Source organism: Caulobacter sp. CCH9-E1 (assembly GCF_001556515.1).
In the GTDB taxonomy this organism is placed as follows: Bacteria; Pseudomonadota; Alphaproteobacteria; order Caulobacterales; family Caulobacteraceae; genus Caulobacter.
On the sequence record NZ_LSJA01000039.1, the window covers coordinates 1 to 14,062 of the forward strand.

Consider the following 14,062-nt stretch of genomic DNA (forward strand, 5'->3'; position numbering starts at 1 on the left):
CTGGACATAGCTGGCCGTCGCGCGGTCATCCTCGATCAGGAGAAGCTTCATGGGCAGAGTCTGAAGGGTCCTCGGCATCCGATCCAGGGGGATGTCAGTTTCGGCGATCGCCGCCAGCTGCCGGCGGGGTCGACCGGCAGCTGGCGGGCTTGGCCGGCGCCTCGAGCGCGTCCACGGGGGGCAGGTGGACCGCTCGGCGTCACCGCGCCGCCACCGACGAGGATGCCGCCAAGAACTTTCAGGCGCGTGGGGCCGGCGTGAACTCGATTTCATGTTCATGGACGGCTTCGCCGACGCCATGATGAAATGGAATTCATCCGGCTCCCATGCCCACGACACCTGGCGGGTCAATCTGGTCAGCTTGCTTGGCGCAGAGGAGCGCCCCCCATGATCAGAATCACCTGTGCAACTGTGATGGCGACAGCCGGACTGGCCGCGCCGCCCATCGGCGTCGCACAACCCATCGGTCCCACGCAGCCGCCCTTCGTCTACTACGTCGTCCCGTGCGGGAGCCCGGGCGCGATCGCGGCGACGCCGGCCTTGACTCCATCCGCCGACCCGGCCCTGCCGGTGGAGGCCGTCTGTGTCGTACCGGTCGCCACCGGCGCGGGTCCGCCGCCGCGCCCGCGCTATTCGTCTTACGCTTACGATCCATGGGGGCCGAGTTACTATTCCAGGCCGTTCTACGGCTCCTTCGGCCTCAGTTTCTTCAGTGGCGGCCACCACAGTGGCGGCCACTTCGGCGGGGCCCATTCGAGCTTCGGCCACGGTGGGGGTGGCCACTTCGGCGGTGGGCACGGCGCGGGCGGGCGCAGCCATTAAATCTAATCCTTAAACTCGCCGCCGCACCGCTGAGCGCGATCCCCTAAGAATGGTCGTCGGCGGCGCTCTTTGAGGGTAGCTTCGGTGCTTTCGGCGCGGATAGACGGGAGGACCGGACGATGGAAACCTGGACCTATTCGGTCGTGCCGGCGCCCGGTGGCTGGGCGGTTGAACAACCCTTCCGCCTGCCGCTCATGTTCCTCTCCGGAGGGCGCGCGGAAGCCAAGGCCAAGGAACTGGCAGCGTCCCGGGGGCAGTGTGCCGAGGTCCTCGTGTTCGATCGCGACCATAGACTTCTGGCCCGTCGGCGATACGACCAGCATTTCGATCTGCAGCTCCGCCGCGATTTGGGTGAGGGCGAGGCGCGACCTCCCGCGTAACCCCTTTAGGACCCAAGTGTCTGTGTGGGGTGACGGAGTCTTATGCGTCGTGAGGTCGTTCTGGTCGTGGATGACGACCCGGCATGCCGGGAGCTCATCTCAGAGATCTTGGCCGACGCCGAGTATGACTGCCTGCAAGCCGACGGGGGTCGTGGGGCCATCGACCTGACGGCGAGACGGCCGGACGTGCTGCTGACCGATCTGCTGATGCCAGACAAGGACGGCGTCGAAGTCATCATGGAGGTCCGGCGGCGCTGGCCCTTGACGCGGATCGTGGCGATGAGCGGCGGCTTCGGGGTCATCGAAGCCGGCCAGCTCCTCCGCACGGCCACCATGCTCGGCGCGCACGCTGTGCTTCGCAAGCCGTTCACGAGCGCGCAACTACTAGATTGCGTGTCGGCGGTGCTCCTGGCGCGCCGGCCATAACTGCACCTGCAATGATTTCCAAGGCCGACCTGAGCCACCGGGGCGCGTGGCGTATGCGCAATCGCAGAAGCTGACCTCGCTCCCGCTGCACATGCTGCGCTAATACTGGTTGAGCGCTTGGCCCCCGCAGGCTCCAGAGACCGCATCATCGCTTCAACAGGTCGAGGGTCCTCTTCTCGATCGCGTCTTGGTTCTCCAGAACGTTAAGGTTGGCTTCGTAGGCGCGCATCGCCTGCTTCATGTCCAGCGCTTCGATCAGACCGTTCACGTTGGGTAGCAGGACGTAGCCGCGCGCATCTGCCGCTGGGTGACCAGGGTCGTACTCTTTTGAGAATTCCGCGGGATCGGGTTTGACGCCCGCCATCTGAACCCCATTCCCACCGTCCATCCGCAGGACCTTGAACACAGGGATTTGGCGCCGGTACGGCTCGCCGCCAGGAGTTTGCGCCGTCGAGGATGAATTGGCCATGTTTTCTGCGATGACCCGCATTCGCGCTTGCTCAGCCCGAAGCGCCGATGCGGCAATGGCGGCGACGCCGTCGCCCTGCGTTCCGATCTTCGCCATGACGGTTTATCCCTCATCATCTCCTCGAGGCTCAGGTATCGTGATTAACGCTTGGTGAAGGCCGTGTAACTTGGAGGTATGGAGTTCGGCGAAATCTAACGGATCCAGCCGACAACACTGACATTCCTGGAACGTTAGTGTTGTCGGCTTGGTACTTCTCGCCGGCTTCGCGCACGCGGCTTGTGGGATACTCTCCGGAGCTTCAGCGAGACGTCGGCGGAAGTGCGCGCGATGACCAGTGCACGTGGACGATCCGCCAGACGCCGGCCGCCTTCTCCAAGATCATGGTTTCCGTGGTGATCCGTGGCTGCGCCTTTCCTTCGGCCTGCGGACGAACTGCGCCCTCCGAAGCGATCCAGGCGAAGTTTCCGCCGCCGCCGCCGCTGCGACGGTTCAGGGTTTCCGTAGCCAGCTTGGCGAAGGCCGCGTCGGCCGGCAGATGGTGGGCCGCGTAGTCCGATCTTGAGCGCTCCGCGCCGCCGGCCTCAAAGATCAGGACGGCGTCATCAAGCAGACTCGCGGCCTTTGAAGCGTCCCCCGCCTTCAGAGCCGCATGGAAGGCGTCGACGACAGTCGCTGCCTCGGCGGCTGCGGGGTTGAGATGTGCGGCCATCAGCGAAGGGCCGGGGACCGGATCATGGGCGGACGCCGTCATCGGAGCGGCGAGCAGGGCCGCGACCATGACCGAGGTCAGTCTGGCGAGATAAACCATCAATGTTCCTTTTCAGCAGGGGGGAGAGCTTGTGGTTGGAAGTCGGTGCAGCGAACATGCGCGCCTGCGGGGGGAATAGAGTTGTCCGACGAGTTGACACGTGAACTGCTGAGCCGGTGGCGGAACGATCCGGCAGGCGCCTATCAGAGCTGGTTCCTCTGGGAGGACCGCCTGAAGAACTTCCGGTCGATCCGGCGCGGCGTCCAACAGGTGGCCGCCGAGATCGAGGCCGAGCGCTTCGGCGTCGCTTACCGCGGATCGTCTCTGGAGACCGTCGTCCATTCGATCGCCGAGCAGCGGCAGGTGTTCAAAGGGGCGGACCATGCCTTCCTGTGGAAGCCCAAGCTGCGCATCCCTGACATCTATGAGCACCCGGGCAACCAGCGCGCGTTCGGCCAACTGTTAGACGCCTGCGTCTGTTGCGACACTGAAGAGCACGTCCTGGCGGAGATTCACCGGATCGATGCGCTGAAGATCAAGGGTCTGGGCCCAGCGGTGGCCAACATACTCTACTTCCTGCACCCGACCATCGCGCCGCCGTTCAACACGGCGATCGTGCGCGGCTACAACGCCTTGACTGGCGCCAACGTGAAGCTTGGGCGCTGGGACGAGTACCTGGCGATGCGGCAGGGCCTGATCGCCTTTAATCGCAAATACCGCGACCAGCTGTCCAACGACCTCGGCGCGGCCGCGGCGTTCTGCTTCGACCTGGGCATGGGGCTCTATGCGCCGCCGCCACGCACCAATGACACCGCCGCGCGCACCGAATGGGAGGCGGATCTGGCCAGGGTTCGCGCGCAGGCCGTCAAACCCTCGGCCGCCGAGGCTGACGCGCGGACCCACACGGAAATCCAGGGCTGGCTTCGCGATCTGGCGCGCGCGCTCGGCTACGAGGTATGGATCGCGCAGAACGATCGTGGGCGCCCGTTTGGGCCCGGTCGCCTGGGCGATCACTGCCTGGAGCGGCTGCCGAGCGTCCTCGACAGTCGGCCCGGCGCCGAGGCCGTTCGGCTCATCGATGTGCTCTGGCTCGACAGGGTTGGGTCCATCGTGGCGGCTTTCGAGGTGGAGCACACGACTTCGATCTATTCGGGGATCGTGCGAATGCTGGACTTGGCGCTGGGCGGCGACGCGAGCGGACTTCACAGCCTGTTCCTCGTCGCGCCCGACAAGCGCGAAGCCGACGTGCGGGCGCAGATCGCCAGACCGGCCTTCAGCCGGATCGCCGACCTCAGCGTGCGGTATCTCCCGTATAGCGCCCTGGAGCAGCATCGAGAGGCGATAGCCCGTTTCGGGTCCGGGGTCGCCGCGCTCGAGAAAGTCTCCCACCGGCTTACCTAGCGGAGGGCCGCATGTCGGTGTCGAGCTGCTCGGCCAGCAGCTTGCGGGCCCGGTAGACGCGCGTCTCGATGGTCTTGATCGAGACGCCGAGGATCTGGGCGGCGTCGTGATGACTCAGACCTTCGAAGGCGGTGAGCAAAAGCGGCTCCTTCAGGGGCGCCGGCAACCGCGCGATGGCGCGGTCCAGCCGCATCGCTTGCTCGTCCACCAAAACGCCGGCCTCGGCGCTGGGCGACGGGTCGGGCGCGCTCAGCGCCTCGGTATCCTCGAGACCGCCCGACCCGAAGATCACACGACGGACCACCTATCGGCGGCCACGGTCGCGCGCCTTGTTGATCGCGATCGTGCGCAGCCAGGCGCCAAAGGGGCGCTCCGAATCGTAGCGCTTCAGTGCGCTCCACGCGGCGATGAAGGCTTCGTGCACGGCTTCGTAAGCTTCGTCGGCGTCCCCGGTGTAGCGGCGGAGCAGCCGGTAGAGGCCATCCTTATGGCGACGAACGAGCAGGGCGAAGGCCCGATCATCCCCAGCCGCGGCTGATCGGGCGAGTCTGCTGTCGGACGCCTCGGCGTCCACCTTCACCTCGTGTCTTCGGTCAGGGACCTAACGACGGTCTCGTCGAATCGTGCCGCCTGATCATCTCTCCCATTGTTTGCGTCGCTCGATCTTGGTCACCCTGCGCCGCGACGCTGAGGCGTAGCGTCAGAAGCGGGTCAGTTCGGTGATCTGCTGGCTCTCCAACCTGAAGCGGACCTTGTCCCCTACCGTAGCGCTATTCAGAAGAGCGCTCTTGCCCACGGCGAAGGCCATCGTCCCTGCGGGCCAGTTCAGCGGCTCGATGGCGTCGTAGGCGATTGTGATCCTGCCTGCCGTTGCATCGATGGCTCGCACCAGGCCGACGCCGCGAATCTCACTCATCTTCAATGGCGGGGCCGCCGGGGGCGAGATCGCCTGCGGACGTGGCGCGGGCCGGCTTGCCGGCCTAGGGGTCGACGGTCCGTCCCCGGCCCCGGGGTGCGCGCTCGCAGCCGTAGCGGCGCCGAGGCACAGGACCAGCGCAAAGATGTGCTTCATCGCTTGCCGTTCCTGCCGCAGAGATCGCCCGTTCAGCCCAGGGCTCCCGGCCGCAATCTCGCTCCTTGAAGGTGTTACGCGCGGCGAGATGGATACCCCTCGCCTAGCGCGGCATTTCATTCACGGTGAATCGCAGTCTCTAGTGACGGACTGCGCGCCGGACCTTACCGTCGGCCCCGTTGATGGGCAGGGATTGGGCTGCCACTTCCTCAACAGACCACTTGCCTGCTTGCAGGGCCAACCATGGTGTCGCCGCTGAAGGGCTGGTGTAAATGGACGCCACGAGGGCTGAAACGCGAAACGTCGGCGCGCTCCCGCTGTGATAGCGCCGCATCGCTAGAGATTGGCGAGGACCTGAAGGCGTGCCTGACCTGCTTGTGGGCACGTGGAGGCATGCTCTTCTGCCAAGACGCGCACCATGAATAGTGGGGGCCATTCACTGTTTCTTCAGTGCGCTCCCGCTAGCGATTTCTGAGCTCAGCAAGAGCACAACGAGGAAGGAACATTCCGATGAACGTCTCCGCCGCAAGCGCCGTGAATTCTGCCGCCCTGGCGCAGGCCGCTCGGGCGCCGCAGCAAACCCAGCCGCCGGCCAAGCCTGAGACGAGCCACGCCACTGGCGAGACCTCGCACAATAGCAAGCCTGCGGGCACGCTCGACATCAAGGTCTAGCACGACCCACGTCGGGCTCTGAGATTTGACCGGGAGTGATGCGCGAGCGTCAATACTCCCGGTCGGGTCGAGCAACCGTGACCGCGCCGCCTTCAGAGGCTCACGATCCAGGCTGGTTCTTCGCGTCTGCGACGCGGACAGGCAGAATTTGACGCGCACAAGCGCCGGCTCCCGCCGCCCGTCGGCACTTTCCGATCAATCCGGGAGCGGACGTTGCTTCACTCCCACAGCATGGAGGCGCGCTCGGGTCGCTCTCAGGGCGCCCTTGAGGACAGGTGAAGCTGTGCGATGCGCCAGGCGCCGGCGCTTCGCACCAGGACGGCCGTGCTCACCCCGCGCCGTTCGATGACGCCTTGGCGGCCCTTGGCGCGGATGACGTAGCCGTGCTCCTCGCGGGCCCACGCCACCTCGCCCAGCACCTGAATGTCCACCTTGCGATTCTTGATCTCGAAACTGTCGAATGCGGCGAGCTCCGGCCCGAGATGATGGTTCAGGTATTGACCGATCGGCCCCTCGTAACGCCCGCCTTCGAGGACGGCGGCGTCCGGGGTGAAGAGCCGCGCCAACTCTCTAACCTCGCGTTGCTCCAGGGCGGTCGTGAACGCGTCGAGGACGTTGCGAACCTCGGCCGCCGGCGCCTGCGCCGCCTGTGTCTGCGCCGAAGCCGGAGCGGCGATGGCCAAGATCGCGAACGCGGCGAAATGGTGATGTTGCATCTGTTTTTCTCGAAACCCAAAAGATCCCCCTCCGCCGAGGGCGGAGGGGGCAAGAAGCCTAGAACCGGCGCACGAGCTGCACACCATATTGCCGCGGCTCTCCGTAGACGGCGAGCGGCAGGGCCGGGTTCGAGGCTCCGGTGGCGTCGGTTCCGACGGTCTTGTAGGTCGCGTACCGCTCGTCGGTAAGATTGCGGCCGAACACGGCCACCTCCCAGACATCGCCGGCCGTTGCAAAGGTCGCCCGGGCGTTCAGCAGCGTGTACGGCTCGCCCGAAAACTGGCGCAGGTTGTTCGGCTTGAATTGGACGCGATCACGCCAGGCGATGTCGCCCCGCAGGGTCAGGCTGTGCCCGTCGACGAACTCCCACCGGTACTGTGCGGCCCCTGTGAAGTTCCACCGCGGCGCGTTCGGCAGGATGTTCCCGGCCAGACTGACCCCATTGTCGAAGAAGCGGTCGTACTCAGCGTCGAGGTAGGCCGCCGTCGCGTTCAGGTCGAGGCCGCGGACGGGCCTCACCGTGACCTCCAGCTCGCCGCCCTTCAGGGTGGCCTTGCCGGCGTTGGTGGTGGTGGCCACCCCGTTGATGTACTCAACCACCTGCAGGTCGGTATAGTCGTAGTAGAAGACGCTGAGGTTCGCCCGGACACGGCGGTCCCAGAACATGGACTTCACCCCGCCCTCGTAGCTCCAGATATACTCCGGCCGGAACGGCCGGCCGTCCCCAAGTTGGAAGCCTCCCGACTTAAAGCCGCGCGTGATGGAGGCGTAGGCCATCACGTCTTCACTGACGTCGTACTGAATCCCGACTTTCGGGGTCCATGCACGCCAGGACGCCTTGGCCGCTTCACCGCCCACATCGGTCCCTCCGGAAAGGACGCGGTAAGCGAAATCCTTTTCCTCGTAGCTATAACGGGCGCCGCCGGTGAGCCGGAGCCGATCGGTCAGCCGGAACGTGGCCTGGCCGTAGGCCGCCAGCGCATTGGTGACGTTGCTTTCGGGCAGGCCGAGGGTGCGGGCGGGCTCCAGGATCTGCAGCTGGTCGCGGGCCTTTTCGCGCAGGTAGAAGGCGCCGACGATCCATTCCAGGCGCTCAGGCTCGTTGTTGCTAAGCTGCAGCTCCTGCGTGAAGGAGCGCGACCGTTCGTAGAGGGTGATGTTGCGTAGGAAGAGGTCCGTCGCATCTACGTCGAGAACCTGGTTGACCGTGCTGCCGCGATAGGCAGTGATCGACTTCAGGGTCACGGGAGCCGTCACGTACGTAGCGGTCGCCGAGACGCCGCCGTTCTCCACGTTGTTGCGCGGTCGCGTGTCGAGGATCAGCTCGTCCTCGCCGCGCGGGATGGTCGCGCCGGCCCGCGCGAAGTCCGCCGGGTAGCTTTGGCGAATGGACGGATAGCCCGTCTCGCGGTCGCGGCCATAGTCGGCGCGCAGCGTCAGATCGAAGTTTTCGGCGAGGTCGATTGCGAGCGTGGCGCGCGCGGCGAAACGGTCGATGTCCTGGTATTTTTCGCCTGTCTTCGGATTGTCGTAGATGCCGTCGCGATCGTTCTTGAGGACGGTCAGGCGGCCGCGGATGCGCTCGCCAAGCGGCCCGGACACGGAGCCGGAGAATGTCCGTCGATCGTAGTTGCCTACCGTCGCGCTGAGTATCCCTTCCAACTCAGACGTGGGCGCCCGCGAGGTGATGTTCAGCGTGCCGCCGGCGGAGTTGCGTCCGAACAGAACGCCCTGGGGACCACGGAGCAGTTCGATGCGCTCCACGTCGAACATGTCCTGGTAACTAGTGGTCGGCCTCGGAATATAGACGCCGTCGTAGTGGACCGTCGAACTCGGGTCGGTGGCGACACCGAAGGCCGAGGTGCCGATGCCTCGGATGTTCACGATCGCCATCGAGTCGTTGGTGATGGTGACACCCGGCGTAAAGACCTGCAGATCCTCGAGGGTGGAGACCCCGAGCGCGCGAAGGGTCTCGCCGGTGACCGCCGTGACGGCGACCGGCGTGTCCTGCAGATTTGTCTCGCGCTTCTCTGCTGTGACGACCACCTCTTCCAGAGCTTCAGGAGCGGTGGACTGAGCGAACCCGGGCGCGGGCGCCAGGGCGAGCACTGTGAACATCGCGGACGCGCCGCGAAGTGCAAAACGATTGGAACGCATGAAACCTCCCCATATCTAAGGGATATACGTACAACCGCGCTTCTCCCCCTCAGAACCACACAACAAAGTTGCCATACCGAGTATTCGAACGCCGAGCCACCCTCCAATCTGGGCCTACGCAACGGCTTGCTTGCGCAGTCCTCCGGCGTCGATTTGCGAAGACGGTGTCTGCGATCATCGGTCACTTCGGGAACCCTGCGAGCTGCGATCTGTTTGCCTAATCCGTCGTCGAGGTCGGACGACGTCATGCGCAGGATTCCACAGTTCATGCCGCCTCCCGTGGCCCTCTTGTCGCTCGCAACGGCGTCCCCGCCTAACGTGCTGGCGCAAGCGCAAGTGGAGCAGGCGGCGCGAGACCTGTTTTACGATAAGTTTCCGCAGTTCGAGCGTATGGCTCCGGTCTTCACCTCGGCCGGCGTTCGTACCCGGCAGGTGATCCGGCCGATCGAATGGTACTTCGAGCCCCGGGGCTGGCCCGAACGCACCGAAGCTTACCTCGATGGCGCGACGGACCTGTTCGTGCAGGCGGCCTCCGCGGCGCTGGCCGAGGCGGGGCTCGCCGGCCCCGACGTCGACGTCATCGTCACGGTGTCGTCTACGGGGATCGCGACGCCCAGTCTGGAGGCGCGCGCGATGGAGCGCATGAAATTCCGACCCGACGCCGCCCGTGTGCCGGTCTTTGGTCTCGGCTGCGCCGGCGGCGCGACCGGTCTTGCTCTGGCCGCCAAACTCGCGGCGGCGACTCCAGGCGCCATCGTCCTCTTCGTCACCGTCGAGCTTTGTTCCCTTGCGTTCCGGCTGGACAACCTCAGCAAGGCCGACATCGTGGCCACGGCGCTGTTCGGCGATGGCGCTGCAGCCTGCGTGGTCCGGGCCGGGGAGGGCGGTTTCGCCCAGGTGACTGGGATCGCCGAGCATACCTGGCCCGCCACGCTCGATGTCATGGGGTGGCGGGTCGAGCCGACGGGCCTCGGGGTGATCTTCGCACGCGCGATCCCGCCATTCGCCAAAACCAATCTGCGGCCAGCCATGGCGTCGATGTTGGGCGGCCAGAATCTAGAGGTCGAGGACATAGACCGGTTCATCTGCCATCCCGGCGGCGTGAAAGTGATCGAGGCGCTGGAGCTTTCGCTGTCGATCCCGCAGGGCGGCCTGGATCGAGAACGCGAGGTCTTGGCTGACCATGGCAATATGTCCGCCCCGACCGCGCTGTTCGTCCTCGACCGCGTTCGGCGCTCTGGCATGCCGCCGCGCTCGGTTCTCACGGCGTTGGGACCAGGCTTCACCGCGAGCACCGTCACCCTGGATCGCGCGGCGTGACCCTGTCCGTCACGGTCCTGGCCCTCGTGACCCTGCAACGGATCGCCGAGCTTCTCCTTGCCCGCCGGAACTCCGCAAGGCTCCTGGCCAGAGGCGGCGTCGAGATGGGGTCTGGTCACTATCCTATCGTGGTCTCCTTGCACGCCGCCTGGCTGATCGGTCTTTGGATGATGGCCTGGGACCGGCCGGTCGCGCCGCTTTGGCTGAGCCTCTTCTTGCTCCTGCAACTGTTGCGGATCTGGGTCATCGCAACGCTGGGAGATCGCTGGACCACCCGGATCATTGTACTTCCCGGCGCACCCCTGGTGAGGCGCGGACCCTATCGCGTCCTGTCCCACCCGAACTATGCCGTCGTTGTCGCCGAGATTGCGGTGCTGCCGATCGCCTTCGGCTTGCCGACCTACGCCCTGATATTCTCCGCCTTGAACGCCGCCATGCTTTGGGTGCGCATACGTGCTGAGAACCGCGCACTGGCCAGGCTGACATAGGCTGCCTACGATCGCCGCTTGTTGTCGACCTCATCGGCGTACAGCCGATCGCGATCGATTAGAGCCTGCGATCGCAACTCTTCCGACGATCCCTTTGCCACCACGTGCGCGTGTGGAGTCTAAAGCTGGGCCTTGTGATTGAACTCTTCCGATAATGCCGCGTTGTAGCCGCACATCTACGGCGAAGCCACAATCTAGAAATTGAGCGCGATAGGAGAGGGACGTGCGGACAGAACATAAGATCGAAGGATCAATGGATCGCCAGATGATACAGCATCACTATATGATGCTCGCGCTCAATCTCGCCTTGAGCCTCGTCATCATGTATATTGCAATGTTCGCGATGATCTCGAGCTGGGGAGAGTTCGTCCAGAACATCAACTTCTTCTACATGGCGCTGGTGATGTGGGCGCCGATGGCCGCAGTGATGCTGCTGACGATGAAGTCGATGTATCGCAACACCAAACTCAATGTTGGCCTATACGTCGTCTTTGCCGCCGTATTCGTTCTTTCGTTGGCAGGAATTCGCGCCCAAGGGTTTGTCGGCGACCGACAGTTCGTTCGCTCCATGATACCCCACCACTCCGGCGCGATTTTGATGTGCGGCCAGGCGTCGATCAAGGACGCTGAGATCCGTCAACTGTGCTTCGGCCCTAGTGGGATCGTGGAGTCCCAGAAGCGCGAAATCGCGCAGATGAAGGCCATTCTAAAGCGCCTTTAGCCAGAAGCCTCCGACTGCTTCTGCTCTGATCCGGCCGCCTCACGGTGGCCAACGTCCCTAGGCCCGCGCCGCGGCCTGGGCCCGCCGGCCCGCCGCCCGGAAGCCGACCAGGACCGCGGTCAGCGTCAGAATCTGAGCCAGGAGCCCTTCCCAGGTCGGGAACACGCCGAGCACCTCGATTCGAGGCAGGTGGGGGAAGGGGCGCACGCCCAGTATCCCAGCCTCCTGCAGTCCCGCCACGCCTTTCCCTGCGAGCACCACGGCCAGCACGGCGATGAGGACCGAGCTATAGGAGAAGAACTGCGCGATGGGCAGGCGCTTGCTATAGCTCAGCAGCGCCCAGGCGATCCCCGCCAGACAGATGACCGCCAGGCTCGCCCCTGACACCATCGCGAGCTGACCTCCCTGGCTCCAAAGGGCGGCGTAGAAGAGGATGGTCTCGAACACTTCCCGGTAGACGACGACGAAGGCCAGCAGGAACAGGAACCAGGCCGACCGCTTCGAGAGCGCCGAAGACAGCTTGTCGCGAATATAGGCCTGCCACGCGCCCGCCTGCGCCTTTCCATGCATCCACACGCCCACCGAGATTAGCACGATCGCGGAGACCAGCGAGCCGAAGCCCTCGGTGAGTTCACGGCTCGCCCCGCTGATCGAGATGAGGTAGGTCGCCGCCGCCCAGGTAAGTCCCCCTGCCGCAAGTGCGGCGATCCAGCCGCCATGGACATAGGGCAGCACATCCTGACGCTCGGTCTTGCGCAGGAAGGCGATCATCGCGATCACGATCAGAAGCGCCTCGACTCCTTCGCGCAACAGAATGGTGAAGGCGCCGAGGAAGCTCGAGGCGGCGCTGGCTTGCTCTGGGGCGAGCGCGCCAGCGGCCTTATCGAACAATGCGTTGAGCTCACCGACCTGCGCGGTCACTTCGGCCGACGGCGCGCCGCGGGCAAGGCTCGCCCGGAGCTCGCCCATTGTCGCCTCGACTTTGGCCATCAGGGCGCCGTCGCGCACCCGAAGCAGAGGTTCGACAGGCTCGAATCCGTCAAGATAGGCGGACAGCGACAGCTCCTCTGCCCGCTTGCGGTCGCCCGCCTGGTAGGCCGCCAGGCTGTCGGCGAGTTTGCGGCGCGCGACGTCCAGCCCGCCATTCGACTTGGGCGCTACAGCCTCGGGATGGCGGCGCAAATAAGCCATGAGCTGGGTGGCCTGCGGCTCGCCCACGCGAGCGGCCAATGCTGCAGGCGTGGTCTGGGTCAGGACTTGCAGGTCGGGGACTACGGCTGGCAACTGCGGCTCGGCGCGCCAAGCCTGCTCGCCGGCGCGCTCGTCGTCTCGCGAGTAGGCAAAGCTCCCCACATAGTAGGCGACGGCCCAGCGGTCTTCAGACGGGAGGTGGGCGAAGCTCGCCATGGCCGTGCCGTCGAGCCCCTGTCCGATCACCTGGTAGAGGCCGAAGAGACTCCGCTCCTTTGCGCGCGCCACGTCGGTGAAGGCGATTGGCGGCGGCTCAAGCTCTTTCGCGTTCGGGCCGTCACCCCTACCGGCGGCGCCATGGCAGGACGCGCACTGCTCGGCGTACAGGGCCGCGCCCTTTGTGAGGTCTGGCGCCTCCTGCGGCGCGAGCGGCACGGGGTAGGCCTTCAGGAGATCCGTCGCGAGGGTCCGGGCTCGTCGCGCCACGTCCGCAGGCTCGGCCCGTTGATCGACCGATGCAACGAGCGCGTTTGCCTCCGCAAGGAGCTGCGGCTTAGCGGGACTGGCCGGCAGGGTCACAATACGGCTGCGTACGGAGGCGGAGAATTCCCGCATCTCCGCATACTCGGCCTCGCTGATGATGCTGCCCTTGGAGACTGCGCCCGGGTAATCCACGGCGATATAGTCCAAGAGGCGCCAAGCGACCTCCGCCGAAGGGGGCGCGTTCTGTGCCATGACGGTGTCGGGTAGTTGGGCGGTTCCGACAAAGGCAACTGCAAGAAGGAGGCGTGCGAGCGCCAACATCGAAGTGTCCTGGGGATTCATGAGAATAAATCTCAACAACAAGATACATGCTCAAGTCGCTTGAGAATCAAGAGCGCTCCCGCGAGCTGGGAAAAACGCAGCCGAAAGGTTCTTGCGGCCCAGCCATCGGATCCTTCGGCGCTGCATAACATCGGCCCGGTCGCCACGAACACCGACCGGTCGGAAGCCGCGATCCAAGGCGCCAGTTCAGTCATCACACGGCCATCCTGATGGCCTGGCCGGCATCTATCGCGTCACCTTCCACAAGCTTGAGCGCAGGCGGGTGTCTCTTATCGCGCGGCACTGACAGTTGCACTTTGCGGCTACAATCAAAATGTCTACGCCGGTTAGAGATGTCGCTGAGTTCGCCGACTAGAGGCCGGCCGAAGGGCAGGCGCGCAGCCCTCAGCTAGCGCAGCGACCGCCCGCCCGGCCGGCCGGCGCACGGGCGATCCGCCGAAAAGCTTGTTCGAGCGCGCCGGCAGGCGCGCGAGCACGTAGCTCAGTCCAGTCCGAACATGTGAGCCGGCTGGTCACGACGCCTCGGCGCCTTCGACGTGCGCTTCGCCGGCGGCGGGGTGTCCTGGTATCCTCCATTCGCTCGTGCTTACCGCTATGAGGCCTCACCTCAAGGTTTGTGCGCTAAACCTCGGCTAAAAGTACGAACCAAGAAC

At 65.1% G+C, this 14,062-nt stretch carries 16 protein-coding genes; 8 read left to right on the forward strand and 8 right to left on the reverse strand.

The genetic code is table 11. The features are described 5' to 3' along the window. Positions 1 to 387 precede the first annotated feature (387 nt). From AX690_RS02265 to AX690_RS02275, 3 genes are all read left to right on the forward strand, one after another. The gene (locus AX690_RS02265) at positions 388 to 822 is read left to right on the forward strand and encodes a hypothetical protein (protein WP_066686088.1); all 435 of its coding nucleotides are present in this window, start codon (positions 388 to 390) and stop codon (positions 820 to 822) included. 119 nt (positions 823 to 941) lie between these two features. Then, positions 942 to 1,202, forward strand: a complete 261-nt coding sequence (locus tag AX690_RS02270; RefSeq protein WP_066686089.1) for a hypothetical protein — start codon at positions 942 to 944, stop codon at positions 1,200 to 1,202. Between the two features lie 42 nt (positions 1,203 to 1,244). Next, positions 1,245 to 1,628: a response regulator gene (locus AX690_RS02275; protein ID WP_066686090.1), complete on the forward strand. Its 384-nt coding sequence runs from the start codon at positions 1,245 to 1,247 to the stop codon at positions 1,626 to 1,628. Between the two features lie 145 nt (positions 1,629 to 1,773). Here AX690_RS02275 and flgC read toward each other — a convergent pair whose 3' ends face one another. Further along, positions 1,774 to 2,193, reverse strand: a complete 420-nt coding sequence (gene flgC / locus AX690_RS02280) for a flagellar basal body rod protein FlgC (RefSeq protein ID WP_066686091.1) — start codon at positions 2,191 to 2,193, stop codon at positions 1,774 to 1,776. 202 nt (positions 2,194 to 2,395) lie between these two features. Next, positions 2,396 to 2,875 carry a nuclear transport factor 2 family protein gene (locus AX690_RS02285; protein WP_197426753.1) on the reverse strand — a complete coding sequence of 160 codons (480 nt, stop codon included), beginning with the start codon at positions 2,873 to 2,875 and terminating at the stop codon, positions 2,396 to 2,398. A 111-nt stretch (positions 2,876 to 2,986) separates the two neighbouring features. Here AX690_RS02285 and AX690_RS02290 point away from each other — a divergent pair, with 111 nt between their 5' ends. Beyond that, entirely contained in the window at positions 2,987 to 4,246 is a 1,260-nt protein-coding gene (locus tag AX690_RS02290) for a type II restriction endonuclease (protein ID WP_066686095.1), read from the forward strand. On the opposite strand, the gene AX690_RS24170 is transcribed toward AX690_RS02290, so the two are convergent. The 3 genes from AX690_RS24170 to AX690_RS23165 form a co-directional block, all read right to left on the reverse strand. Beyond that, complete coding sequence (locus AX690_RS24170; RefSeq protein ID WP_369798162.1) at positions 4,239 to 4,538, reverse strand: RNA polymerase sigma factor; 300 nt, start codon at positions 4,536 to 4,538, stop codon at positions 4,239 to 4,241. The genes AX690_RS02290 and AX690_RS24170 overlap by 8 nt on opposite strands. Positions 4,539 to 4,550: 12 nt before the next feature. Next, a complete protein-coding gene (locus AX690_RS24175; RefSeq protein ID WP_308238045.1) occupies positions 4,551 to 4,826 on the reverse strand; it encodes a sigma factor in 276 nt (91 codons plus the stop codon). A 120-nt stretch (positions 4,827 to 4,946) separates the two neighbouring features. After that, positions 4,947 to 5,162 carry a copper-binding protein gene (locus AX690_RS23165; RefSeq protein ID WP_068875187.1) on the reverse strand — a complete coding sequence of 72 codons (216 nt, stop codon included), beginning with the start codon at positions 5,160 to 5,162 and terminating at the stop codon, positions 4,947 to 4,949. 666 nt (positions 5,163 to 5,828) lie between these two features. On the opposite strand from AX690_RS23165, the gene AX690_RS22640 reads away from it, so the two are divergent. After that, entirely contained in the window at positions 5,829 to 5,990 is a 162-nt protein-coding gene (locus tag AX690_RS22640) for a hypothetical protein (protein WP_156449536.1), read from the forward strand. A 254-nt stretch (positions 5,991 to 6,244) separates the two neighbouring features. On the opposite strand, the gene AX690_RS02305 is transcribed toward AX690_RS22640, so the two are convergent. Further along, positions 6,245 to 6,706, reverse strand: coding sequence for a nuclear transport factor 2 family protein (locus AX690_RS02305; protein WP_066686101.1), 462 nt, complete (start codon positions 6,704 to 6,706; stop codon positions 6,245 to 6,247). Positions 6,707 to 6,764: 58 nt separating this feature from the next. Beyond that, the gene (locus AX690_RS02310; protein WP_082769455.1) at positions 6,765 to 8,864 is read right to left on the reverse strand and encodes a TonB-dependent receptor; all 2,100 of its coding nucleotides are present in this window, start codon (positions 8,862 to 8,864) and stop codon (positions 6,765 to 6,767) included. 318 nt (positions 8,865 to 9,182) lie between these two features. Between AX690_RS02310 and AX690_RS02315 the strand changes: the two genes are divergently transcribed. The 3 genes from AX690_RS02315 (at position 9,183) to AX690_RS02325 (ending at position 11,393) form a co-directional block, all read left to right on the forward strand. Next, positions 9,183 to 10,184, forward strand: a complete 1,002-nt coding sequence (locus AX690_RS02315; RefSeq protein ID WP_197426754.1) for a type III polyketide synthase — start codon at positions 9,183 to 9,185, stop codon at positions 10,182 to 10,184. Then, complete coding sequence (locus AX690_RS02320) at positions 10,181 to 10,672, forward strand: isoprenylcysteine carboxyl methyltransferase family protein (RefSeq protein ID WP_066686105.1); 492 nt, start codon at positions 10,181 to 10,183, stop codon at positions 10,670 to 10,672. The genes AX690_RS02315 and AX690_RS02320 overlap by 4 nt, the downstream gene beginning before the upstream one ends. Positions 10,673 to 10,925: 253 nt before the next feature. Continuing rightward, complete coding sequence (locus tag AX690_RS02325; RefSeq protein WP_066686107.1) at positions 10,926 to 11,393, forward strand: DUF305 domain-containing protein; 468 nt, start codon at positions 10,926 to 10,928, stop codon at positions 11,391 to 11,393. A 57-nt stretch (positions 11,394 to 11,450) separates the two neighbouring features. Here AX690_RS02325 and AX690_RS02330 read toward each other — a convergent pair whose 3' ends face one another. Beyond that, positions 11,451 to 13,388 carry a cytochrome c/FTR1 family iron permease gene (locus AX690_RS02330; RefSeq protein WP_066686111.1) on the reverse strand — a complete coding sequence of 646 codons (1,938 nt, stop codon included), beginning with the start codon at positions 13,386 to 13,388 and terminating at the stop codon, positions 11,451 to 11,453. Between the last annotated feature and the right edge of the window lie 674 nt (positions 13,389 to 14,062).